General features: G+C 74.1%; 18 protein-coding genes. 7 read left to right on the forward strand and 11 right to left on the reverse strand.

All coding sequences use genetic code 11. The features are described 5' to 3' along the window. Window positions 1-69: 69 nt before the first annotated feature. Genes M446_RS01835 through epmA form a run of 3 tightly spaced genes read right to left on the reverse strand, consistent with a single transcriptional unit; the run spans window position 70 to window position 2,806 of the window. Entirely contained in the window at window positions 70-711 is a 642-nt protein-coding gene (locus M446_RS01835) for a glutathione S-transferase family protein (RefSeq protein WP_012330363.1), read from the reverse strand. Further along, window positions 687-1,757, reverse strand: coding sequence for a lysine-2,3-aminomutase-like protein (locus M446_RS01840; RefSeq protein ID WP_012330364.1), 1,071 nt, complete (start codon window positions 1,755-1,757; stop codon window positions 687-689). Before M446_RS01840 ends, M446_RS01835 begins: the two co-directional genes overlap by 25 nt. After that, window positions 1,754-2,806 (reverse strand): EF-P lysine aminoacylase EpmA, encoded by a 1,053-nt coding sequence (gene epmA, locus M446_RS01845; protein WP_012330365.1) that lies wholly within the window; start codon window positions 2,804-2,806, stop codon window positions 1,754-1,756. The genes M446_RS01840 and epmA overlap by 4 nt, the downstream gene beginning before the upstream one ends. Before the next feature lie 131 nt (window positions 2,807-2,937). Here epmA and efp point away from each other — a divergent pair, with 131 nt between their 5' ends. Continuing rightward, complete coding sequence (efp, locus tag M446_RS01850; RefSeq protein ID WP_012330366.1) at window positions 2,938-3,504, forward strand: elongation factor P; 567 nt, start codon at window positions 2,938-2,940, stop codon at window positions 3,502-3,504. Between the two features lie 10 nt (window positions 3,505-3,514). Here the strand turns inward: efp and M446_RS01855 are convergent, their stop codons facing one another. Continuing rightward, the gene (locus tag M446_RS01855; RefSeq protein ID WP_012330367.1) at window positions 3,515-4,525 is read right to left on the reverse strand and encodes a heparan-alpha-glucosaminide N-acetyltransferase domain-containing protein; all 1,011 of its coding nucleotides are present in this window, start codon (window positions 4,523-4,525) and stop codon (window positions 3,515-3,517) included. 315 nt (window positions 4,526-4,840) lie between these two features. Between M446_RS01855 and M446_RS01860 the strand changes: the two genes are divergently transcribed. The 3 genes from M446_RS01860 (at window position 4,841) to M446_RS01870 (ending at window position 8,168) form a co-directional block, all read left to right on the forward strand. Continuing rightward, on the forward strand, window positions 4,841-5,455 hold the full coding sequence (locus tag M446_RS01860; RefSeq protein WP_012330368.1) for a cold-shock protein: 615 nt from the start codon (window positions 4,841-4,843) through the stop codon (window positions 5,453-5,455). Between the two features lie 10 nt (window positions 5,456-5,465). Beyond that, window positions 5,466-5,942 carry a DUF192 domain-containing protein gene (locus M446_RS01865; RefSeq protein WP_012330369.1) on the forward strand — a complete coding sequence of 159 codons (477 nt, stop codon included), beginning with the start codon at window positions 5,466-5,468 and terminating at the stop codon, window positions 5,940-5,942. A 546-nt stretch (window positions 5,943-6,488) separates the two neighbouring features. Further along, window positions 6,489-8,168, forward strand: coding sequence for a methyl-accepting chemotaxis protein (locus M446_RS01870; RefSeq protein WP_012330370.1), 1,680 nt, complete (start codon window positions 6,489-6,491; stop codon window positions 8,166-8,168). A gap of 14 nt (window positions 8,169-8,182) precedes the next feature. On the opposite strand, the gene M446_RS01875 is transcribed toward M446_RS01870, so the two are convergent. The 4 genes from M446_RS01875 to M446_RS01890 form a co-directional block, all read right to left on the reverse strand. Next, the gene (locus tag M446_RS01875) at window positions 8,183-8,599 is read right to left on the reverse strand and encodes a gamma-glutamylcyclotransferase family protein (protein WP_012330371.1); all 417 of its coding nucleotides are present in this window, start codon (window positions 8,597-8,599) and stop codon (window positions 8,183-8,185) included. A gap of 13 nt (window positions 8,600-8,612) precedes the next feature. After that, entirely contained in the window at window positions 8,613-10,628 is a 2,016-nt protein-coding gene (locus M446_RS01880; protein WP_012330372.1) for an acetyl/propionyl/methylcrotonyl-CoA carboxylase subunit alpha, read from the reverse strand. A 153-nt stretch (window positions 10,629-10,781) separates the two neighbouring features. Then, window positions 10,782-11,222 carry a hypothetical protein gene (locus tag M446_RS01885; protein ID WP_012330373.1) on the reverse strand — a complete coding sequence of 147 codons (441 nt, stop codon included), beginning with the start codon at window positions 11,220-11,222 and terminating at the stop codon, window positions 10,782-10,784. 161 nt (window positions 11,223-11,383) lie between these two features. Then, complete coding sequence (locus M446_RS01890; RefSeq protein WP_012330374.1) at window positions 11,384-11,968, reverse strand: L,D-transpeptidase; 585 nt, start codon at window positions 11,966-11,968, stop codon at window positions 11,384-11,386. A 192-nt stretch (window positions 11,969-12,160) separates the two neighbouring features. On the opposite strand from M446_RS01890, the gene M446_RS01895 reads away from it, so the two are divergent. Next, window positions 12,161-13,090 carry a histone deacetylase family protein gene (locus M446_RS01895; RefSeq protein WP_012330375.1) on the forward strand — a complete coding sequence of 310 codons (930 nt, stop codon included), beginning with the start codon at window positions 12,161-12,163 and terminating at the stop codon, window positions 13,088-13,090. An 83-nt stretch (window positions 13,091-13,173) separates the two neighbouring features. On the opposite strand, the gene M446_RS01900 is transcribed toward M446_RS01895, so the two are convergent. After that, a complete protein-coding gene (locus M446_RS01900; RefSeq protein WP_012330376.1) occupies window positions 13,174-14,106 on the reverse strand; it encodes an AEC family transporter in 933 nt (310 codons plus the stop codon). 86 nt (window positions 14,107-14,192) lie between these two features. Between M446_RS01900 and M446_RS36670 the strand changes: the two genes are divergently transcribed. Continuing rightward, on the forward strand, window positions 14,193-14,483 hold the full coding sequence (locus tag M446_RS36670; RefSeq protein WP_018262824.1) for a hypothetical protein: 291 nt from the start codon (window positions 14,193-14,195) through the stop codon (window positions 14,481-14,483). Window positions 14,484-14,566: 83 nt separating this feature from the next. On the opposite strand, the gene ribB is transcribed toward M446_RS36670, so the two are convergent. Both ribB and aroC read right to left on the reverse strand, forming a co-directional pair. Then, a complete protein-coding gene (gene ribB / locus M446_RS01910; RefSeq protein ID WP_043701993.1) occupies window positions 14,567-15,646 on the reverse strand; it encodes a 3,4-dihydroxy-2-butanone-4-phosphate synthase in 1,080 nt (359 codons plus the stop codon). Between the two features lie 268 nt (window positions 15,647-15,914). Continuing rightward, entirely contained in the window at window positions 15,915-17,087 is a 1,173-nt protein-coding gene (gene aroC / locus M446_RS01915) for a chorismate synthase (protein WP_012330378.1), read from the reverse strand. A 765-nt stretch (window positions 17,088-17,852) separates the two neighbouring features. On the opposite strand from aroC, the gene M446_RS01920 reads away from it, so the two are divergent. Next, window positions 17,853-21,131: an Rne/Rng family ribonuclease gene (locus tag M446_RS01920; protein WP_012330379.1), complete on the forward strand. Its 3,279-nt coding sequence runs from the start codon at window positions 17,853-17,855 to the stop codon at window positions 21,129-21,131. Window positions 21,132-21,167 lie beyond the last annotated feature (36 nt).

Genomic DNA, 21,167 nt, shown 5'->3' on the forward strand with positions numbered 1-21,167 from the left:
GCTGGGGCGAGGGGCTTAGCGGATGGGCGGGCGCCGCAGAAGGCCCGCCGCCGCCGGCCGGGCGGCCGCTCAGGTGATCGGAACGGTCAGCACCTTCGCGGCGGCCGGCCGGGCCGCGACCCGCGCATACCAGGCCTGCAGGTTCGGCCGGGGCTCGCGCGGGACGGCGAGGTGCAGCCAGCGATGGGCCGCGCAGCCGAGCGCGATGTCGGCCGCCGTGAAGGCGTCCCCGACCGCGAAGGGCCGGCCCGCGAGATGCGCGTCGAGGATCGCCGCGGCCGCCTCGCCCGCCGCCACCGAGCGGGCGATCAGGTCCGGGTCGCGCCCTTCGGCGGGCAGGCGGACCGTCTGCCAGAAGGCGTCGCGCATGGCGGGCGTGAAGGTGGTGGCCTGCCAGTCGAGCCACTGGTGGACGTGGCCGCGCGCCCGCTCCTCCTCCGGCATCAGGGCGACGCCGCCCCGCGCCGCCGCCGCGGGGCCGTGTGCCTCGGCGAGGTAGCGCAGGATCGCGTTCGATTCCCAGAGCACGTAGCCGTCCTCCTCGAGGACGGGAACGAGGCCGTTCGGGTTCAGGGCGAGGTAGTCGGGGTCGCGGACGCGCCCGAAGGCCCCGCCCGCCTCCACCCGCTCGCAGGCGAGGCCGAGCTCCTCGAGCGCCCAGACCGCCTTCTGCACGTTCACCGAACTCAGCCGTCCCCAGAGTCTGCGCATCGCTCGTCTCCCTCGGGCGGATAGGCGTGGGCGCGCCCCTCCGGATCGGTCACGGTGAAGCCGCCCGGCCGCGGCTCCAGGTAGGCGGGCCCCACCGGCACCTTGCCGTGCCCGCCCGGGATGTCGAGCACGTAGGTCGGCTGGCAGAGGCCGGAGACGCGCCCGCGCAGGCCGCGCATCAGCGCCTGCCCCACGGGCAGGCTCGTGCGGAAGTGGCCCGTGCCCGGCGCGAGGTCGCCGTGGTGGAGGTAGTAGGGCTTGACCCGGTTCTCCACGAAGGCCCGCATCAGCGCGGCCAGCGTCTCGGGATCGTCGTTGACGCCGCGCAGCAGCACCGATTGCGACACGAGCGGGATGCCCGCATCGACGAGCCGCGCGATCGCGGCGCGCGCGGCCGGCGTGAACTCGCCCGGATGGTTGGCGTGCAGCGCCACGAAGACCGCCCGGCCGAAGCGCTTGAGGGCCGCCACCAGGGCGGCGTCGACGCGCTCCGGCTCCACCGCCGGCACCCGCGTGTGCAGGCGCAGCACCCGGACGTGGTCGGTCGCGGCGAGGGCCGCGCCGATCCGCTCCAGGCGGCGGGGGCTGAGCAGGAACGGGTCGCCCCCGGTGACCACCACCTCCCAGATCTCCGGCCGGGCCGCCACGTAGGCGAGGGCCGCGTCGAGCTGCGCCTCGCTCAGCGCCCCCATCCCGTCGGGCCCGACCACCTCGCGCCGGAAGCAGAAGCGGCAATAGACCGGGCAGACGTGCAAGGGCTTCAGCAGCACCCGGTCCGGGTAGCGGTGCACGATGCCCGGGAGCGGCGCGTGGGCCGCGTCGCCGATCGGGTCCGCCCGCTCGCCGGGCGCCGCGTCGAGCTCCTCGGCCCGGGGCAGGAACTGGCGGCCGATCCCGTCCTCGGGCGTCTCGATCAGGTCCGCCATCGCGGGCGTCACCGCGACCGCGTAGCGGGAGGCGACCCGCTCCAGGGCGGGGAGCGCGGCCCGCGGCACCAGCCCGGCCTCGACCAGGGAGGCGGGGTCGCGCAGGGTGCGACGGCTCACCGGCCGGGCTCCGCCACGGGGGTCCAGATCACCTCCTCGATGCGGCGCGCGCCGGTCGCGAGCATCACCAGCCGGTCGAAGCCGAGCGCGATGCCGCTCGCCTCCGGCATCCGCGCCAGGGCGGCGAGGAAGTCCTCGTCCACCGGGTAGCGCTCGCCGTAGATGCGCTCCTTCTCGTCCATCTCGGCGGCGAAGCGGCGGCGCTGCTCGTCCGCGTCGGTGAGTTCGCCGAAGCCGTTGGCGAGTTCGACCCCGCAGGCATAGAGCTCGAAGCGCTCGGCGACCCGCGGATCGGCCGGGCTCGGGCGGGCCAGCGCCGCCTCGGGGATCGGGTAGTCGCACAGGATCGTCGCCCTCCCGAGCCCGAGGTGCGGCTCGATCCGCTCGACGAGGACGCGGCTGAACAGGTCGGCCCAGGTGTCGTCGGGTGCGGTGCGGATGCCGGAAGCGGTCACGGCGGCGCGCAGCCCCTCCCGGTCGGTGGCGCCGTCCGGCGCCACGGTGGCGAGGAGGTCGATCCCGGCATGGCGCGCGAAGGCCTCCGCGACCGTCAGGCGCTCGGGCTGCGCGAAGGGGTCGGCCTCCCGGTCGCGGTAGCGCAGCCGCTCCGCCCCGGCCGCCTCGGCCGCCCGGGCGAGGAGCGCCGCGCAGTCGCGCATCAGCGCCTCGCAGCCGTCCCCCGCCCGGTACCACTCGACGAGGGTGAATTCCGGATGGTGCAGCGGGCCGCGCTCCCGGTTCCGGTAGACCGGCGCGAAGACGACGAGCCGCCGCTCCCCGGCCGCCAGCAGCTTCTTGCAGGCGAATTCCGGCGAGGTGTGGAGGTAGAGGGGCTGGCCGCGGCCGTCCGGCCCGATCGCCCGGGTGGCGAAGGCGCTGAGATGGGTCTCGTTGCCCGGAGAGACCTGCAGGGCGGCGGTCTCGACCTCGACGAAGCCGCGCTCCGCGAACCACGCGCGCAGGGCGGCCTTGATCCGGTTGCGGGCCAGCAGGCGGGGCCGGCGGTCGGCGTGGACGTGGGGGGCCCACCAGGGCGAGGCGGAGGTCATCGGGTCGGAACCGGTCGCGACTGGCGGTCGCGCGTCAGATGCGATAGGGCGGGCGCTCGGGCTCCCGCTTTCGCCAGCGGCTTGCGGGACGCCGACCGTCTCTGTCAACGCTCGCTGTTAGGACCCGACCCGTGAAGGTGATCGCCAGCTCGCTTCGCAAAGGCAACGTCGTCGAGAAGGACGGCCGCCTCTACGTGATCCTCTCCGCCGAGAACATCCATCCCGGCAAGGGCACCCCGGTCACGCAGCTCGACATGCGCCGCATCACCGACGGCGTGAAGGTCTCGGAGCGCTACCGCACCACCGAGCAGGTGGAGCGAGCCTTCGTGGAGGACCGGGAGCACACCTTCCTGTACAAGGACGGCGAGGGCTCCCACTTCATGAACCCGGAATCCTACGAGCAGGTGGCGGTCCCCGACGACGTCATCGGCGACCAGGCCGCCTACCTGCAGGAGGGCATGGCGGTGATGCTCTCGCTGCACAACGGCGTGCCGCTCGCCATCGAGCTGCCCCAGCGCGTGACCCTCGAGATCGTCGAGACCGAGCCGGTCACCAAGGGCCAGACCGCCTCCTCGTCCTACAAGCCCGCCGTGCTCTCGAACGGCGTGCGCACCCTGGTGCCGCCCCACATCACCACGGGGACCCGCGTCGTCATCATGACCGCGGACGGTTCCTACGTGGAGCGCGCCAAGGACTGACCCGCCGGGGTCACTCGGCAGCCCCGTCGTAGCAGGATTGCGACAGGGCCACGGCCCGGGCCTGCTGCGCGGGGGACAGGGCGCCCTGCCCGGCGGCCTGCCACAGACCGTCCTCGCGCAGCCGTCCGAGCAGGCAGCGTGCCGCGGCCCGGCAGCGCGCGGGGCTGCCGCCCGCCACCGCGCAGGTCTGCGCGTAGTCGCGCCGGAAGCCCGCCTCGCCGGCCCGCGGATGCGGCCCGGTCAGAGCCGCCACGCCCGACAGGAGGGCGAGCAGCAGCGGCTGGTGCAGGAGGTAGATCCCGAGGCTGCGCCGCCCCGCCCCGGCGAGCAGCCGCGCCCCCCGCGAGGCCGGTCGCCACGCCCCGAGGCGCGACGCGGCGAGGCGGGGCCGGGCGATCCGCCCGAGGGCGACGCCCGCGAGCACGCAGCCGAACCAGGGGATCATCGGCACGTAGTCGTTGGTGGCCGGCACCTCGGGGGCGAGGCCGAGGACGAGGAGCAGCGGCGCGGGAAGGACCCACGGCGCGGCGAGCGCCGGGGCGTCGAGGAGCGCCGGCGCGGCCAGGATCGCCGCCGACGCGGCCGCGACGAGCCACGGCGGCAGGCGCAGGGCCGGCAGGGCGAGCAGGCTCGACAGGGCGATGCAGTGCAGGACCCCGAAGAAGATCCAGCTCTCCGGGAACAGGATCCGGGTGGCGAGCGAGATCCCCGCGGCGGCCGCCCCGATGCGCGCGAGCCGCCCCAGGAAGGGGCCGGGCCGGAAGACCTTGCCCTGGGCGAGGACGAGGCTCACGCCGGCGAGGACCAGGAAGCTCCCGGCGATCGCGTGCGCCGCCGCGCGGCCCGGCGGCGTCAGCGCGAGGTTCTCGGGCGTCAGCCGCAGGAAGCCGAGGTCCCAGGTGGCGTGGTAGAGCGCCATCGCGGCGAGCGCCGCCCCGCGCGCCGCGTCGATCACGGCGAGGCGGCCCGCCGCCGGGGCGGCCAGAAGGCGGCGAAGGGCCGCGACGGGGAAGCGGGGCAAGGGGGCCTCGGCTGCGTTCGGCGCGGCGCTCCTAGACGAGCCGCGGGCCGCGGTCGACCCCTGCGACATGCGGGCCATCGCCTGCGACACGAGCGCGCGGTTCCGCCGCGGGGCCCGCGCGGCGCGCGGGGGCGATGGCCAGCCGGGCCGCGTTCTGCCCGCCCGCCATGCAGGGCCGGCGCGGATGGCGCCCGATTCGGCCCGTTTCGCCCGGCGGCGGGCTGGATTAGGCGATGATTCGGGCTTCCCCGGAGTCATGACTTTGTTAAGCTCCCGGGTGAATCGCCGCGCGCGATTCGGTGTGGGTTGCTTACGATGTCGGACGAAGTCGGTTCAGGCCCGCTCGGCCCAAGGCCGGGGAGCACGTTCGAGGCCAGCGCCAAGCGCGCCGCGGACGGCGAAGCGGACGCGCCGCTGGACCTCGTCGAGATCAGCGGCCGCATCAAGTGGTTCGACGTCGCCAAGGGCTTCGGCTTCATCGTGCCGGACAGCGGCGCGCCCGACGTTCTGCTTCACGTGACCTGCCTGCGGCGGGACGGGCACCAGAGCGCCAGCGAGGGCGCGCGCATCGTCGTGGAGGCGGTGCAGCGGGCGCGCGGCTGGCAGGCCTTCCGGGTGGTCTCCCTCGACCAGTCGACCGCCACGCACCCGGCCGAGCTGCCGATGCCGCGCACCCACGTGACCGTGGTGCCGACAAGCGGGCTCGAGACGGCGGTCGTGAAGTGGTTCAACCGCCTGCGCGGCTTCGGCTTCCTCAGCCGCGGCGAGGGCACGCCGGACATCTTCGTCCACATGGAGACCCTGCGCCGCTACGGCATCGCCGAATTGAAGCCCGGCGAGCGGGTGATGGTGCGCTACGGCGACGGCTCGAAGGGGCTGATGGCCGCCGAGGTGCGCCTCGCCGATGGCAGCCTGCCGGCCTCGCACTAGCTCCCCGCCGATGTCGCTCCGGTTCACGCGGCCCCACACCGCCGCGGCGCTCGCCGCCCTCGCCTTCGTGCTCACCCTCCTGGCCGCGCCCGTGCGGGCGGAGGGTCCGACCGAGCCGCTCTCCATCGTCTCGCGCAGCGGGCGCCACGCCTTCCAGGTCGAGGTGATGCGCGACGATGCGGGCCGCGCCCAGGGGCTGATGTTCCGCCGCAGCATGGCGCCGGACCACGGCATGCTGTTCGACTTCGCCCAGGTGGCGCCCGTCACCATGTGGATGAAGAACACCTACCTGCCCCTCGACATGCTGTTCATCCGCGCGGACGGGACGGTGTCGCGCATCGCCGCCGACACCGAGCCGCTCTCGACCCGGGTGATCCCGTCGGGCGGGCCGATCCTGGCCGTGCTCGAACTCAACGCCGGCACCGCCGCCAAGCTCGGAATCCGCGCGGGCGACAAGGTGGAGCACCCGCTCTTCAGGGGGCGCTGAGCGGGCGGGCTCGGCCGCCGCGGCGCGGGGCCGGACCGAGACCCGTCACCGGAGATGAGCCCGAGGCCGGGCTCGGACCTGCGCCGGGCCCCGGGCCCGGCATCGGAACGCCACGCCCGCATCCCGGGCCGAAACCCTCGCCCCACGCGCCTTGGCGCGCGCTCCGGTTCCGCGCGGCGCTGACGTCGGCGCGACGCGTTCAACCGCGGTGCGGTCACAATCGCAGGAAAGATGCGCGCCGCGCGTCGCGGTCCCATCCAGGGTTTTATACCCTCCCGGGGCATGATTCGAAGCTGAGCAAGCGGGCCGACCTCGCCGGGACCAGATCTCGCGATGACGGCCGCGACGCCGGAGACGCGCGACGACTTGCGCCCGGGACGAGAGGGCGCTCCTTTGACGACCTCCGCGGGTGATCTGGCGAAAGATTTTCTTCACTCTCATGACCCAGGGTCAGCGCGGCCGGGTGTTGGTTCCCTCGCCGAGTTCCGTCGGCGCTTCCAATCGTCGAGCCACGCCTCCGCCGCAGCGCGCTTGGGATCAGCAATCATGCAGCTATCGATCGGCAAGAAACTATCGTTGGCAGCCGCCCTCGGGATCACGCTGGTCTCGGGACTCGTGGCGAACCAGTGGGCCAGCGCCCAGCGCATCGCCGCGGCCAATGCCGCGGCGGGGCGCGAGCAGGTCATCCTGGACGGGATCCAGCAGGCGCGCCTGTCGCACGCCCAGATCCGGTCCGCCGCCCAGGACATCCTGGCGGCCGAGACGGCCGGCCAGCTGGCGCAAGCGACCGACCAGATCCGCGCATCCCGGAATGCCGGGGTCGCGGCCCTGGACGAGCCGATCCGCATCGCGCTGCTGCCCGACGTGCTGCGCGAGCTCCAGACCAGCCTCGCGAGCTTCGCCGACCTCGCCACGGCGGGCGCCGCGGCGATCCGCTTCGAGGACGGGTCGCGCCGCCTGGACGCGAACAGGCTCGCGCAGCTCGCGGCCGAGCGGCAGCGGGTCGGCCTCAAGCTTGAGCAGGCCGGCAATGCCTCGGTGACGAACGCCCAGCGCTTCGCCACCGAGGCGCGCCTGAACACGGCCGCCACGGTGGAATCCGCGAACCTGATCGGGCTGGCGGTCGGCGGCACCGTCATCCTGGTCCTCATCGGCTCGGCGGTGTTCTCGGCGCGCTTCGTGGCCCGGCCGGTGCGGGACCTCTCCGCCTGCCTGGGCACCCTCGCGGCGGGGGATCTGCAGGTGGCGGTGCCGTTCACCGGGCGCGGCGACGAGCTCGGCGCGATGGCGGCGGCGGTTCAGGTCTTCAAGGAGACGATGCAGCGGGCGCGGGCGCTCGAGGAGGAGACCGCGCTGGCCAGGGCCGGGGCCGAGGAGCAGCGGCGCGCAACGATGCGGACCATGGCCGAGCGCTTCGAGAGCGCGATGAGCGGGATCATCGGGGCCGTGACCGCGGCCGCGGCCGACCTGCGCGGCACGGCCGAGGCCATGGCCGGCACCGCTTCCGAGACCGCGGCGCAATCGGCCACCGTCGCGAGCGCCGCGCAGCAGGCGGCCAGCAACGTCGGCACCGTCGCGGCGGCCTCGGAGGAACTCGGCTCCTCCATCGCGGAGATCGGCCGCCAAGTGCAGAGTTCGGCGACCCTGTCGCGCAGCGCCGTCGAGGAATCCCGCCAATCCGCCGCCCTGGTGCAGGAGTTGAGCGCCGCCGCGCGGATCGGCGACGTGGTGGCGATGATCACCACGATCGCCGGCCAGACCAACCTTCTCGCGCTGAACGCGACGATCGAGGCGGCGCGGGCCGGCGAGGCCGGGCGCGGCTTCGCGGTGGTCGCCGCCGAGGTCAAGGAACTCGCCAACCAGACCGCCAAGGCCACCGACGAGATCGGATCGCAGATCGGCCGCATCCAGACCTCGACCGGCGAGGCCGTGGCGGCCATCGACGCGATCTCCTCGCGCATCCGGGAGATCAGCGGCGTCGCCTCCGGGATCGCCGCCGCGGTGGAGCAGCAGGGCGCGGCGACCCAGGAGATCGTGCGCAACGTGACCCAGGCGGCTGCCGGCACCGGCGAGGTCACCGCGAACATCACCGGGGTCGCCCACGCCGCCGAGGCGACGGGCGAGGCGGCGAACCGCGTCCTCGCCTCGGCCTCCACCCTCTCGCAGCAATCCGCGCAGCTGTCCCACGAGGTCGGCCGCTTCCTGGAGACGCTGCGGGCGGCCTGACCCCGCGCCGCGCCTCAGCGGCCGAGCGCGGCGAGGCCGCGGCAGTAGCTCTCCGGCAGCCCCGCCTGCCGGGCCGCGGCGATCACCCCCTCCAGGTAGCCCGGCCGCGGCACGCCGCCCTGGCCGCGCCCGAGATAGATCAGGGCGCGGCGCACCCCCTCCCCGGTCACCACCGGCTGCTGCGCCTTGACGTAGAGGCCGCTCGCCACCCCCTCGTAGCGGTCGAGGGCCGGCACGTCGGAGAGGGCGAGGTCCCAGACGAGCCCCCAGACGGTGGCGCCGGGATCGCGCGTCACCGAGGCGTAGCCCTCGCGCATGATGACGAGGCGGTGGCGGTGGAGGCGCCCGATGCCCCGCGGCGTGGAGGCGGGGCAGCGCCGGGCCATCGCGGCCCGGTCCATGTTGGAGCCGTACGCGAAGTAGAGCGGCACGGCGGGTCCGGTCTCAGGCGAATTCCAGGATCACGGCATCGACCGCGAGGCTGTCGCCCTCCTTGGCCTGGATGGTCTGCACCGTGGCGTCGCGCTCGGCCCGCAGCACGTTCTCCATCTTCATCGCCTCGACGATGGCGAGCGGCTCGCCCGCCTTCACCTCCTGGCCGGGCGCGACCATGATGCTCTTCACGAGGCCCGGCATCGGGCAGAGCAGCTGCTTGCCCGAGCCGCCGACCTCCTTGACCGGCATCAGGGCGGCGAGTTCGGCCTCGCGGCGGGTGTAGACCCGGGCCTCGGCCGCCGCGCCCGCATGCTGCAGGAAGACGCCGTTGAGGAGCGGGCGCACCTGCACGGCCGCCCGGGCCCCGCCGATCGTCCCGGTCCAGACCGGATCGCCCGGGCGCCAGTCGCTCTCGAGCGGCCAGGTCGTGCCGTCCGCGAAGGCGACCGCCGTCGCCCCGACCGGGGCCGCCGCGGAGGTCTCGACCGTCGCCTCGAAGCGCTGGTCGCCGAGCCAGACCACCCGGTCGCGCTCGAAGCGCAGGTGCCCCGGGTCGCGCATCTGGCCCGAGATGCCGCGCTTGCGCTCGTTGAGCATGTGGTCGATCGCCGCCGCCACCGCGGCCATGCGCAGGGCCACCTTCCCGGCGGGCCGGGGCGCCTCGAAGCCGCCGGGGAATTCCTCCGCGATGAAGCCGGTCGAGAGGCGGCCCTCCTGCCAGCGCGGATGCTGCATCAGGGCGGAGAGGAACGGGATGTTGTGCCGGATGCCGTCGATCGCGAAGGCGTCGAGGGCCTGGGCCTGCGCGCCGATCGCCTCGGCGCGGGTCGGCGCCCAGCTGACCAGCTTGGCGATCATCGGGTCGTAGTGGATCGCGATCTCGCTCCCCTCCTCGACGCCGGTGTCGTTGCGGATCGTCGCGGCGCCCAGCGCCCCCTCGGCCGGCGGCCGGTAGGTGGTGAGCCGGCCGATCGAGGGCAGGAAGTTGCGGGTCGGGTCCTCGGCGTAGACGCGGCTCTCGACCGCCCAGCCGTTCAGCTTCACGTCCGCCTGGGAGAGCGGCAGCCTCTCGCCGGCCGCGACCCGGATCATCAACTCGACGAGGTCGAGGCCGGTGATCATCTCGGTCACCGGGTGCTCGACCTGCAGCCGGGTGTTCATCTCCAGGAAGTAGAAGGACTTGTCCTGGCCGGCGACGAACTCGACGGTCCCGGCGGAATCGTAGTTCACCGCCTTGGCGAGGGCGACCGCCTGCTCGCCCATCTTGCGGCGGGTCGCCTCGTCGAGGAGGGGCGAGGGCGCCTCCTCGATGACCTTCTGGTTGCGGCGCTGGATCGAGCACTCGCGCTCGCCCAGGTAGATCACGTTGCCGTGCTTGTCGCCGATGACCTGGATCTCGATGTGACGCGGATCGGTGATGAATTTCTCGACGAAGACGCGGTCGTCGCCGAAGGAGGAGGCCGCCTCCGAGCGGGCGCGGGCGAAGCCCTCCGCTACCTCCTCGGCCGAGTGGGCGATGCGCATGCCCTTGCCGCCGCCGCCCGCCGAGGCCTTGATCATCACCGGGTAGCCGATCTCATCGGCGATCCGGACGGCGTGCGCGGGATCCTCGATCACGCCGAGGAAGCCCGGCACCGTCGAGACCTCGGCGGCGGAGGCCGCCTTCTTGGACTCGATCTTGTCGCCCATCGCGGCGATCGCGCCGGGATTGGGACCGATGAAGACGATCCCGGCCTCGGCCAGGGCCTTCGGAAAGGCCTCGCGCTCGGAGAGGAAGCCGTAGCCCGGATGCACCGCCTGGGCGCCGGTCTGCCGGCAGGCCGCGATGATCTTCTCGATCACCAGGTAGGATTGCGCGGCGGGCGCCGGCCCGATCGCGACGGCCTCGTCGGCCATCGCCACGTGCACGGCGTCGCGGTCGGCGTCGGAATAGACCGCGACCGTCTTGATCCCCATCCGGCGCGCCGTCTTGATGATGCGGCAGGCGATCTCGCCCCGGTTTGCGATCAGGATCTTGTCGAACATCGAAGCGCGCACTCGAGCCGTGGGAAGGATGAGACCGGGGCGTCAACGCCCAAGCTCAATTCCCGTTAAAGCATCGGCGCGCGCCGCGAAAGCAGCGAAAAGGATGGGGCGGTGGCGGCGCGCCCCCTCCCTCCGGCCTAGCCCGGGGCCCGGTCAGGCGGCGAGGGCGGGCCGCGGCGCCGGCTCCTCGGCGAGGGCGCGCAGGCGGTTGGCGCTGAGCGCGAAGGCCACCAGGGCCGGGTCGGCGGAGTGCGCCTCGCGCACCACCTCGACGGCGATGCGGGCGCCGGTCGCGGTCGGGCCCGTGCCGCAGCACAGGGAGGCGCAGAGCCAGCGCGCCGTCTCGGCGTCGACGTAGCCGGTCGGGCGCTCGCCCCAGACCGCGAGGTCGACCACGGCGCTGACCAGGAAGTCGGCGAAGTCGGCATCCGCGCCCGGCACCGCCCGGTCGAGGGCGATCAGCATGTCGGCCTCCTCGCGGCTGCCGAGCCCCTCGGGGAGGATCGTGCGGGCCAGTTCGCGCACGTCGCCCGGCCCGATCTCACCCTTCGCGACCATACGGTTACAGAAATCCTGCAGCGAGAACTTGATCATCTGTCGTGCCTCCCCGGCTTTTTTGGATGCCGGTGCTTGTCCCTGCGTGAGAAGGACTATGCACGCCGGTGATCCGCTCACCGGTTAACGCCTGAATCTGAATCAGCGTTCAGGTTAAGCTTGAGCAAGGAGGCAGCGTTGCGAGAATCTTGCGGGCCGGCTCAGCGCACGATGACCTTCGCGTCGGACGCGACGCGGTTGGAGAGGTCGACCACGTCGATGTTGCGCATGCGGATGCAGCCCGAGGAGGCGGCCTGCCCGATCCGCTCCGGCTCGTTGGTGCCGTGGATGCGGTAGAGCGTGTCCCGGGCGCCGTCCGCGAGGTAGAGGGCGCGGGCGCCGAGCGGGTTGGCCGGCCCGCCCTTCATCGGGTGGACGTGCGGCCAGCGCCTGACCATCTCGGCCGGCGGGTTCCAGTCGGGCCACGCCGCCTTGCGGAAGACCCGGGCGGTGCCGGTCCAGCCGTAGGCCTCGTCGCCCACGGTGACGCCGTACCGGATGGCCTTGCGCTCGGGCAGGACGAAGTAGAGCTGGCGCTCCCTCGTCTCGACCACGATGGTGCCGGGGGGCTCGCCGGTCGGGTCGTCGATCAGGTAGCGGGCGAAGCGCGGATCGGTCTCCCCGTCCGGCACCATCGCCATCCAGGCCGCGTCCTGCGCCGAGAGCGTCGGGTCGGGGATGCTCTTGTAGCTGCAGCCCGACAGGAGCGCGGCGGTGAGGACGAGGGCGGGGACGGGGCGGCGCATGGGATCGATCCGGATTTCGGCCAGCCTGTTCGCGTCATGGTTGACCAATGCTTACGATTAGCCCCCCGCTGCTCATCCGCGAAGGCGGCGCCCCGCCCGCCCGCACGATTGACGGCGCGTGTTGCGTCGCGGTCAGCCTCCTGCCACGGTGGAGGGACCAGACAGGGAGGGGCCCCGCGGGCCGAACCAGGCATGACGACCTTGTATCTCTGCCACCCCGCTTCCCTCGACCACGCCACGCCGCACGGTCATCCCGAGCGCGCCGAGCGGATCCGCGCCATCGAGCGCGCGCTCGAGGATGAGCGCTTCTCGGCCCTGGTGCGGGAGCAGGCGCCGCGGGCGGAACTCTCGGTCGCCACGCTCGCGCATCCCGAGGAATACGTGGCGGCGATCGCCGAGGCCTCGCCCCGCGAGGGGCTGGTGGCGATCGATTCCGACACGGTGATGTCGCCGGGCACGCTGGAGGCGGTGCTGCGCTCGCTCGGCGCGGCCGTGCAGGCGGTGGACGAGGTGATGTCCGGCAAGGTGGCGAACGCCTTCGCGGCCATGCGGCCCCCGGGCCACCACGCCGAGCGCCGCCGGGCGATGGGCTTCTGCTTCTTCAACCAGGCGGCGGTGGCGGCCCGCCACGCCCGGAAGGCCTACGGGGCCGAGCGCGTCGCCCTCGTCGACTGGGACGTGCACCACGGCAACGGCTCGCAGGACATCTTCTGGCGCGACAAGTCGGTGCTCTACTGCTCGACCCACCAGATGCCGCTCTACCCGGGCACCGGCGCCACCTCGGAGCGGGGCGACCACGACACGATCGTCAACGCGCCCCTGCGCCCGGGCGACGACGGCGAGCGCTTCCGCGAGGCCTTCGAGACGGCGATCCTGCCGCGGATCGACGCCTTTCACCCCGACCTCATCGTGATCTCGGCCGGTTTCGACGCCCATTGGCGCGACCCGCTCGCCAACCTGCAATTGACCGAGGCCGATTTCGCCTGGACGACGCGGCGGCTGATGGACCTCGCCGACCGGCACGCGGGCGGGCGCGTGGTCTCGGTGCTGGAGGGCGGCTACGACCTCGACGGCCTGTCGCGCTCCGTCGCCGCCCATGTCGAGGCGCTGATGGGGCGCTGAGCCGCCCTCGCCGGAGCGCTCACCGGTCCGGCGGCGGGAGCGATGCGGGACCGACGATCTCGGCCGAAGCGCCCCGTGCCAGCCTAGAAGCCCACGAGCCCGAGCAGGCCGAGCAGCACGAGCGGGATCGCGGCCCCGGCCAGGACCGTCTGGGCGGCCGTGATCCCGGCCATCAGGGGAGCGTCGCCGCCGAGCTGGCGGGCCAGGATGTAGGACGAGGAGGCGGTCGGGAGCGCCTGGAACAGCAGGGCGGTCGCCGCCGCGCTGCCCTGCAGGCCCGTGATCCGGCAGGCCATCAGGGTCGCGGCCGGCATCAGCACGAACTTCGCCGCCGAGGCGACCAGCACCGGCCGCAGCCAGGCGCGGGCCGCCGAGAGGTCGAGGGCCGCCCCGACACAGAGCAGGCCGAGCGGCAGCGAGGCCTGGCCGAGGCTGCGCAGCAGCGCGTCGAGGCCGGGCGGCAGGCCGAGTCCCGTGGCCTGCAGGGCGATGCCGATCAGGCAGGCCGCGAGCAGCGGGTTGAGGGCGAGCTGGCGGGCGAGCGCGAGCGGCCGCGGGCGCCCGCCGGCGCCGAAGCGCGCGAAGACGAGCACGCAGAGCACGTTCACGGTCGGCACGATCGCCGCGTTGGCGACCGCCGCGAGCGCGACGCCCTGCGCGCCGAACAGGCCCGCCGCGGCCGAGACGCCCACGTAGTTGTTGAAGCGCACGCCGCCCTGGAAGACGGAGGTGAAGGCGGCGCCGCTGCCGCCGAGGAGGGGCCGCAGGGCCACGAGCAGGGCCGCCACCGCCAGGGTCGAGGCGACCAGCACGGCCGCGAGGCCTGCCACCGGCACGCCGTCGAGCCGCGCCGTCGCGAGCCCGTGCACGAACAGGGCCGGCAGCAGCAGGTAGTAGCCCAGGCGCTCGGCCTGCGGCCAGAAGCTCTCGGCCAGGAAGCCGGTCCGGCGCAGGCCGGCGCCGAGCCCGATCAGGAGTGCGATGGGGAGGAGTGCGAGGAGGACGGTGCCGATCATGCGGCGACCATAGGGACCTCGCCGCTTGAGGAAAAACGCGAAGATCTCGTCCTGCCCTCGAGCCGCGCTCAAGGGTTGGGCGGGCCGTGCGCCTGCGCGGCCGCCCGCACCGCCTCCGCGAGGGCGCCGGCGAGGCGCTGGGCCGGGCGCTCCTCCCGCTCCAGCAGCACCACGGCCCGGCGCCGCTGCGGCTCGCCGAAGGGCAGGCAGGTCAGCGGCGGCAGGGCGCGGCGGATGACGGGAAGATCCTCCAGGATGCGCCGCGCGCCTCCGGGCCCGGCGGGCGCGGGCGGACCGGCTCGGTGGTGACGACCGCGCCGCGGTCCCCGGTATCGACCCGCGCGGCGCGCGCCGCGGACCGGCCCGAGAGCACCTGACTCCCGAGACCACCTGACCCCCGAGACCACCTGACCCCGCGGATGCGCGTGGCGCAGCCGCGCGAGGGCATCGGCCCCGGCCGCTATTCCAGCGGCTCGTCCCCGAGGAGTTCGATCCCGAAGCCGGAGAGGCCGACATACGAGCGCGAGGCGGTGGCGAGGTTGCGGATCGACACCACCCCGAGGTCGCGCAGGATCTGCGCGCCGAGCCCGATCTCGCGCCACTGGCGCACCCGGGCCGCCTCGGCCTCGGTCTGCTCCTCGCGGAACGTGGTCGGCGGCACGCCCGCGGTGCCGTCGCGCAGGTAGACGAGGACGCCCCGCCCCTCCTGGGCGAAGCGGCGCATCACGCAGGCGATCGCCCGGCCGCCCTCGATCACGTCCGCCACCACGTTGGAGCGGTGCAGGCGCACCAGCGTGTCCCGCCCGTCGCCGATGCGGCCGTGCACGAAGGCGAATTGCTGCATCGGGTCGAAGGGCGTGGTGTAGGCGTAGCCGGTGAGCGTGCCCCACTCGGTCTTGACCGGGAAGGTGCCGACCCGCTCGACCAGCTTCTCGCGGGCCTGCCGGTAGGCGATGAGGTCGGCCACCGAGATCCGGCGCAGGCCGTGCGCCTCCGCGAAGGCCTCGATCTGCGGCCCCTTCATGACGGTGCCGTCGTCGTTGGCGAGTTCGCAGATCACCCCGACCGGCGGCAGCTTGGCGAGGCGGCAGAGGTCGACCGCCGCCTCCGTGTGCCCGGAGCGCATCAGCACGCCGCCGTCGCGGGCGATCAGCGGGAAGACGTGGCCGGGCCGCACGAAATCCGCCGCGCCCATGTTGCCGTTGGCGAGCGCCCGCACGGTGTTGCAGCGCTGCTCGGCCGAGATGCCGGTGGTGAGCCCGTGCTTGACGTCGACCGTCACCGTGAAGGCGGTGCCGAGGGGCGCGTCGTTCGAGGCCACCATCGGCTCGAGCCGCAGGCGCTTGGCCTCCGGCCCGGTGATCGGCGCGCAGACGATGCCGCAGGTGTTGCGGATGATGAAGGCCATCTTCTCCGGCGTGCAGAGGGAGGCCGCGACGACGAGGTCGCCCTCGTTCTCGCGGTCGTCGTCGTCCGTGACGACCACGATCTCGCCGCGGGCGAAGGCCTCGATGGTCTCGACGACGGAAGCGTGGGGCATGGGCATCTCCTGCCGCGGGGGGCTCAGGCCCAGGAAGTCGTTCGGGGTGACGGCGCCGCCTGTCTCGCGGGCCACGAGCGCCGCCGTCTCGCGCGACAGCCAGGCGCCGGGATTGTTGCACAGGCCCGTCACCGCCGCGGGAGAGAGCCCGCAGCGGCGCGCGAAGGTGGTGCGGGACACGCCCTGCTGCCGAAGCCAGTCGCCGAGTTTCACGGGCCGCACCATAGCGGGCCGGTGTTTTCAGCGAAACTGAAATCTGCCGGGCGTTTCAGCCTGGCTGAAATCCGCCCGGGCCGCCGGGATGGGTGCCGGCGGGATCAGCGCCGGCGGGATGAGCGCCGGCGGGATGAGCGCCGACTTGGCCCCGGTGGCGCAGGACGTGGTCGGCCAGCACGCAGGCCATCATGGCCTCCCCGACCGGCACCGCCCGGATGCCGACGCAGGGATCATGGCGGCCCCGGGTGAGCACATCGGTCGGGCGGTTGTCGCGGGTGACGCTGGCGCGGGGCGTGAGGATCGAGGAGGTCGGCTTGACCGCGAAGCGGCAGACGACGGCCTGGCCGGTCGAGATGCCGCCCAGGATTCCGCCCGCGTGGTTGGCGAGGAAGCTCGGCGCGCCGCCGTGGCCCGGGCGCATCTCGTCGGCGTTCTCCTCCCCGCGCAGGGCGGCGGCCGCGAAGCCGTCGCCGATCTCCACGCCCTTGACGGCGTTGATCGACATCATGGCGGCGGCGAGGTCCGCGTCGAGCTTGCCGTAGACTGGGGCGCCGAGCCCCGGCGGCACGCCCTCCGCCACCACCTCGATCACGGCGCCGAGCGAGGAGCCGTCCTTGCGCACCCCGTCCAGGACCTCGGCCCAGCGCGCGGCGGCCTCGGCGTCGGGGCAGAAGAACGGGTTGTTGCCGACCTCGGCCCAGTCGAAGCGGGCGCGGTCGATGGCGTGCGGCCCCATCTGCACCAGCGCCCCGCGAATGGTCACGCCCGGCAGCACCTTGCGGGCGATGGCGCCGGCCGCCACCCGGGCGGCGGTCTCCCGGGCCGAGGAGCGCCCGCCGCCCCGGTAGTCGCGGATGCCGTACTTGGCCTCGTAGGTGTAGTCAGCGTGGCCGGGCCGGTAGGTGTCGCGGATGTCGGAATAATCCTTCGAGCGCTGGTCGACGTTCTCGATCATCAGCGCGATCGGCGTGCCGGTGGTGAGCTGGCGCCCGCCGGTGCGGTCGTCCGCGAAGACGCCCGAGAGGATGCGCACCGCGTCGGGCTCGCGCCGCTGCGTCGTGAAGCGCGACTGGCCGGGCCGGCGGCGGTCGAGTTCCGCCTGGATCTCGGCGGCGTCGAGCGGGATCAGCGGCGGGCAGCCGTCCACGACGCAGCCGAGGGCCGGGCCGTGGCTCTCGCCGAAGGTCGTGACGCGGAAGAGGTGGCCGAAGCTGTTGTGCGACATGGTGGAGGGGGTCTAGCGCGGGACGCGGGCGGGGACAAATGCTCCGGCGCGCCCGAGGCCGGACGCCGTCGCGGCGGGGCCCTGCCGGGGCCGGGCCCCGCCGGACTCGGCCCGCCCGCCGCGGACAGCTTCCCCTTGGTCACGGGCCGGGGAGACCCGGCGCCGGACGGGCCGGGCGCCGCTCCGCCCGGTCTCGGCCGCGCTCCGCGCCGTTTCCCTGCGACGATCCGGCTTGCCAATCCGGTCGAAGCCTCTGTATTGGTATTGACCCCCGCCCGCCGCCGGCTCCCGTCGCGGCCAGCGGACCTGTCCGGCCTCCGCGGGGAGGCCGGGTCCAGGCCCATCGCCGGCCCGCCGTCAGACGGATCAGCCCCAGAGCCGGGCAGGAGTCGCTTTCGCGACGGTGACGCGCTTCATGGAGCGGCGTCGCCGCCAGTTCATCGCCGGCCGGCCTCCCCGCGAGCGTCGGCCCGTCGTTTCGAGAGGTCGGTGGGAGTATGCGCGGACGCACAGCTTCGGGTTCCGTCGCTGCCGTTCCGAGCGCGCGCATCCGGCGTCGCGCCCTTCCGCGCCCCCTGCCCCCGACCGTGGTCAACCCCCCGCGCGCGAGACCGCGCGCAGCGGCGATTGACGGCAAACCCAGCACGAAATCAGCCGCCGCGATCGCAGGATCGCGGCCCATGAGAGCCTTCCGGAGGCCGGCGTCACCGCCGGGCCGGCTCGGTCGAGCTTTGCTGCCGTCACTCGCCATGCCGAAAGTTCGTCATGGCCAACAAGATGCTCATCGATGCCTCCCACCCGGAAGAGACCCGGGTGGTGACGGTCAAGGGTTCGAAGGTCGAGGAATTCGACTTCGAGGCCGCTAACCGCCGCCAGCTGCGCGGCAACATCTACCTCGCCAAGGTCACGCGGGTCGAACCGTCGCTGCAGGCCGCCTTCGTGGAATATGGCGGCAACCGGCACGGCTTCCTCGCCTTCAGCGAGATCCACCCGGACTATTACCAGATCCCGGTCGCGGACCGGCTCGCCCTCCTGGAGGAGGACGCCCGGGCCGAGCGCGAGCAGGAGGAGCGCCCCGAGCGCAACGAGCGCGCCTCCGACGACCGCCGCCGCCGGCGCCGGCGCGGACGGCGCGCCGAGGCCGCCTCGGCCAAGGCCGATCCGGTGGTGAGCGCCCCGGCCGAGGGTCTGGAGGTCGAGGGTCTGGAGGTCGAGGGCGGCGAGGATCCCGCCGCCGAGACCGCCTCGGCGCCCGCCGGAGAGGCGCGCGGGGAGCCGGTCGCCGAGGCCGCGCCCGGCGACGCGGCCCCCGGGAGCGAGGGCGCCGCGGCGGCCCCGGAGGCGCCGGAACCCGCGCCGGCCGAGCCCGCTGCCGTGACGGCGGACGCGCCCGCGGCGGCCGACCAGGCCGCCGCGCCGACGGCCACTTCGGCGGCCGACCAGGCCGCCGCGCCGACGGCCACTTCGGCGGCCGACCAGGCCGCCGCGCCGACGGCCACTTCGGCGGCCGACCAGGCCGCCGCGCCGACGGCCACTTCGGCGGCCGACCAGGCCGCCGCGCCGGCGGCCGAGGTCGCGCCGGAGCCCGACGCCGCCCCGGCGGCCGAGGCCGCGCCCCCGGCCGAGACGCTCGCGGCGATCGACACTGCCCCGACCGACCAGGCCGCCGAGGCCGCGCCGGAAACCGCGGCCGAAACGGCCCCGGGATCGGACGACGCGACGGACGCCGACGAGGATGAGGACGAGGACGACGCGGACGAGCACGACGAGGAGGCGGACGAGGCGCATGCCGAGGCCGCCCACGCGGACGAGCACGATTCCGAGGACGAGGACGAGGACGAGGACGAGGAAGGGGACGACGAGGACGGCGAGGACGAGGGCGAGGGCGACGAGGAGGAGCCGGTGGTCGAGCAGGTCGGCGGCCGCGGCGACGCGCTCGCCGAGATCCCCGACCGGCCCCGCGCGCCCCGCCGCCACTACAAGATCCAGGAGGTCATCAAGCGCCGGCAGGTGATCCTGGTGCAGGTCGTCAAGGAGGAGCGCGGCAACAAGGGCGCGGCGCTCACCACCTACCTGTCGCTGGCCGGCCGCTACTCGGTGCTGATGCCCAATACCGGCCGGGGCGGGGGCATCTCGCGCAAGATCACGAGCGCGGCCGACCGCAAGCGCCTGAAGGAGATCGCGGCCGACCTGGAGGTGCCGGACGGGATGGGCGTCATCCTGCGCACCGCCGGCGCCTCGCGCACCAAGCCCGAGATCAAGCGCGACTTCGAGTACCTGATGCGGCTGTGGGAGAGCGTGCGCGAGCTGACGCTCTCGTCCTCGGCGCCCGCCCTCGTCTACGAGGAGGGGTCGCTGATCAAGCGCGCCATCCGCGACCTCTACAACAAGGACATCGACGAGGTTCTGGTCGCGGGCGACGACGCCTATCGCGAGGCCAAGGACTTCATGCGCATGCTGATGCCGAGCCAGTCCAAGGTCGTGAAGCCCTATCGCGACCCGACGCCGCTCTTCGCCCGCTACGGCGTCGAGCAGCAGCTCGACGCGATGTTCTCGAACCACGTCGCGCTGCGCTCGGGCGGCTACCTCGTCATCAACCCGACCGAGGCCCTCGTCTCGATCGACGTGAATTCGGGCCGGGCCACCCGCGAGCACGACATCGAGGACACCGCGCTCAAGACGAACCTGGAGGCCGCCGAGGAGGTGGCGCGCCAGCTCCGCCTGCGCGACCTCGCCGGGCTGATCGTCATCGACTTCATCGACATGGAGGAGAAGCGCAACAACCGGGCGGTCGAGCGCAAGCTGAACGAGTGCCTGAAGGACGACCGCGCCCGCATCCAGGTCGGGCGGATCTCGCCCTTCGGCCTGCTGGAGATGTCGCGCCAGCGCATCCGCACCGGCGTGCTCGAATCCTCCTCGGTGCCGTGCCCGCATTGCGGCGGCTCGGGCTTCGTGCGCGCCACCTCGTCGGTCGCCCTGCAGATCCTGCGGGCGATCGAGGAGGCGCTGATCAAGTCGAGCAGCCACAACCTGATCCTGCGCACCCGCACGGACGTGGCGCTCTACATCCTCAACCAGAAGCGCGGGCACCTGCGCGAACTCGAGACGCGCTTCGGCGTGTCGATCACGGTGTCGGCCGACGAGCGCCTGCCGCCGACCTCGGCCTTCCACCTCGACCGGGGCGAGCCCGCGCAGCCGCCGGAGCCCCGCCTCCCGGTCACCAGCATCCGGGCGGAGGCGGTGCAGCCGCCGCCCCTGGAGGAGGAGGACGAGGAGGAGGACGAGACGCTCGAGCAGGCCGAGGGCGCCGCCGAGGAGGCCGGCGAGGCCGGGGGTGCGGGCACCGAGGACGAGGGCGGCGGCCGCCGTCGCCGCCGGCGCCGGCGGCGGCGCGGGCGCGGCGAGGGCCGCCCCGGCGAGATCGAGGGCGAGACCGAGACCGCCGGGCAGGAGGCTGTCGGGGACGAGGCCGCCGGGGACGAGGCCGCCGGGGAGGAGGCCGCCGGGGAGGAGACGGGCCTGCCCGCCGCCGGGCCCGAGGGTGACGAGGAGCCGGGCGAGGGCCCGGTCACGATCCCGATCACCGAGGGCGGCGAGGCCGTGATCGCCCGCGAGGGCGACGAGGGCGGCGGTCGCCGCCGCCGGCGCGGGCGCCGCGGCGGGCGCAGCCGCGACCGCCACGAGGAGGCGGAGGTCGGCCATATCGGCGACGAGGTCGTCGTCGGGGCGAGCGAGACCGCCGAGGCGGATCCCGCCGGCACCCTGGCGCAGGATGCGCTGGCCGAGGAGATCGTCGCGGTGGGCGAGATCAGCGGCCCCTCGCCCGAGGCGGTGGCCCCGGCGAGCCCCGCCGAGATGCCCGACCTCACCGCCACCGAGCGCGAGGCGGTCAGGGCCGACGCCATCCAGGCGCCCGAGCCCGAGCAGGCGCCCGCCGCGCCGGAGCCCGAGCCGGTCGCCGTGGTGCTGACGCCGCCCGACCCGGACCGGCCGAAGCGGGCCGGCTGGTGGTCGCGCACGAAGGCCGCGATCGGGGGCGAGTGAGGGCCGGCGCCGCCGGCATCGGGGAGCGATCGGGGC

It is taken from the genome of Methylobacterium sp. 4-46, assembly GCF_000019365.1.
Taxonomy (GTDB): domain Bacteria; phylum Pseudomonadota; class Alphaproteobacteria; order Rhizobiales; family Beijerinckiaceae; genus Methylobacterium.

Coding starts and splice junctions, on each gene's coding strand:
- M446_RS01880 (WP_012330372.1), bottom strand. CDS start 10,628: ATGTTCGACAAGATCCTGATCGCAAACCGGGGCGAGATCGCCTGCCGC.
- M446_RS01860 (WP_012330368.1), top strand. CDS start 4,841: ATGTCGGACGAAGTCGGTTCAGGCCCGCTCGGCCCAAGGCCGGGGAGC.
- ribB (WP_043701993.1), bottom strand. CDS start 15,646: ATGCCCCACGCTTCCGTCGTCGAGACCATCGAGGCCTTCGCCCGCGGC.
- M446_RS01900 (WP_012330376.1), bottom strand. CDS start 14,106: ATGATCGGCACCGTCCTCCTCGCACTCCTCCCCATCGCACTCCTGATC.
- M446_RS01920 (WP_012330379.1), top strand. CDS start 17,853: ATGGCCAACAAGATGCTCATCGATGCCTCCCACCCGGAAGAGACCCGG.
- M446_RS01885 (WP_012330373.1), bottom strand. CDS start 11,222: ATGATCAAGTTCTCGCTGCAGGATTTCTGTAACCGTATGGTCGCGAAG.
- M446_RS01890 (WP_012330374.1), bottom strand. CDS start 11,968: ATGCGCCGCCCCGTCCCCGCCCTCGTCCTCACCGCCGCGCTCCTGTCG.
- M446_RS01870 (WP_012330370.1), top strand. CDS start 6,489: ATGCAGCTATCGATCGGCAAGAAACTATCGTTGGCAGCCGCCCTCGGG.
- M446_RS01835 (WP_012330363.1), bottom strand. CDS start 711: ATGCGCAGACTCTGGGGACGGCTGAGTTCGGTGAACGTGCAGAAGGCG.
- M446_RS01895 (WP_012330375.1), top strand. CDS start 12,161: ATGACGACCTTGTATCTCTGCCACCCCGCTTCCCTCGACCACGCCACG.
- M446_RS01865 (WP_012330369.1), top strand. CDS start 5,466: ATGTCGCTCCGGTTCACGCGGCCCCACACCGCCGCGGCGCTCGCCGCC.
- epmA (WP_012330365.1), bottom strand. CDS start 2,806: ATGACCTCCGCCTCGCCCTGGTGGGCCCCCCACGTCCACGCCGACCGC.
- aroC (WP_012330378.1), bottom strand. CDS start 17,087: ATGTCGCACAACAGCTTCGGCCACCTCTTCCGCGTCACGACCTTCGGC.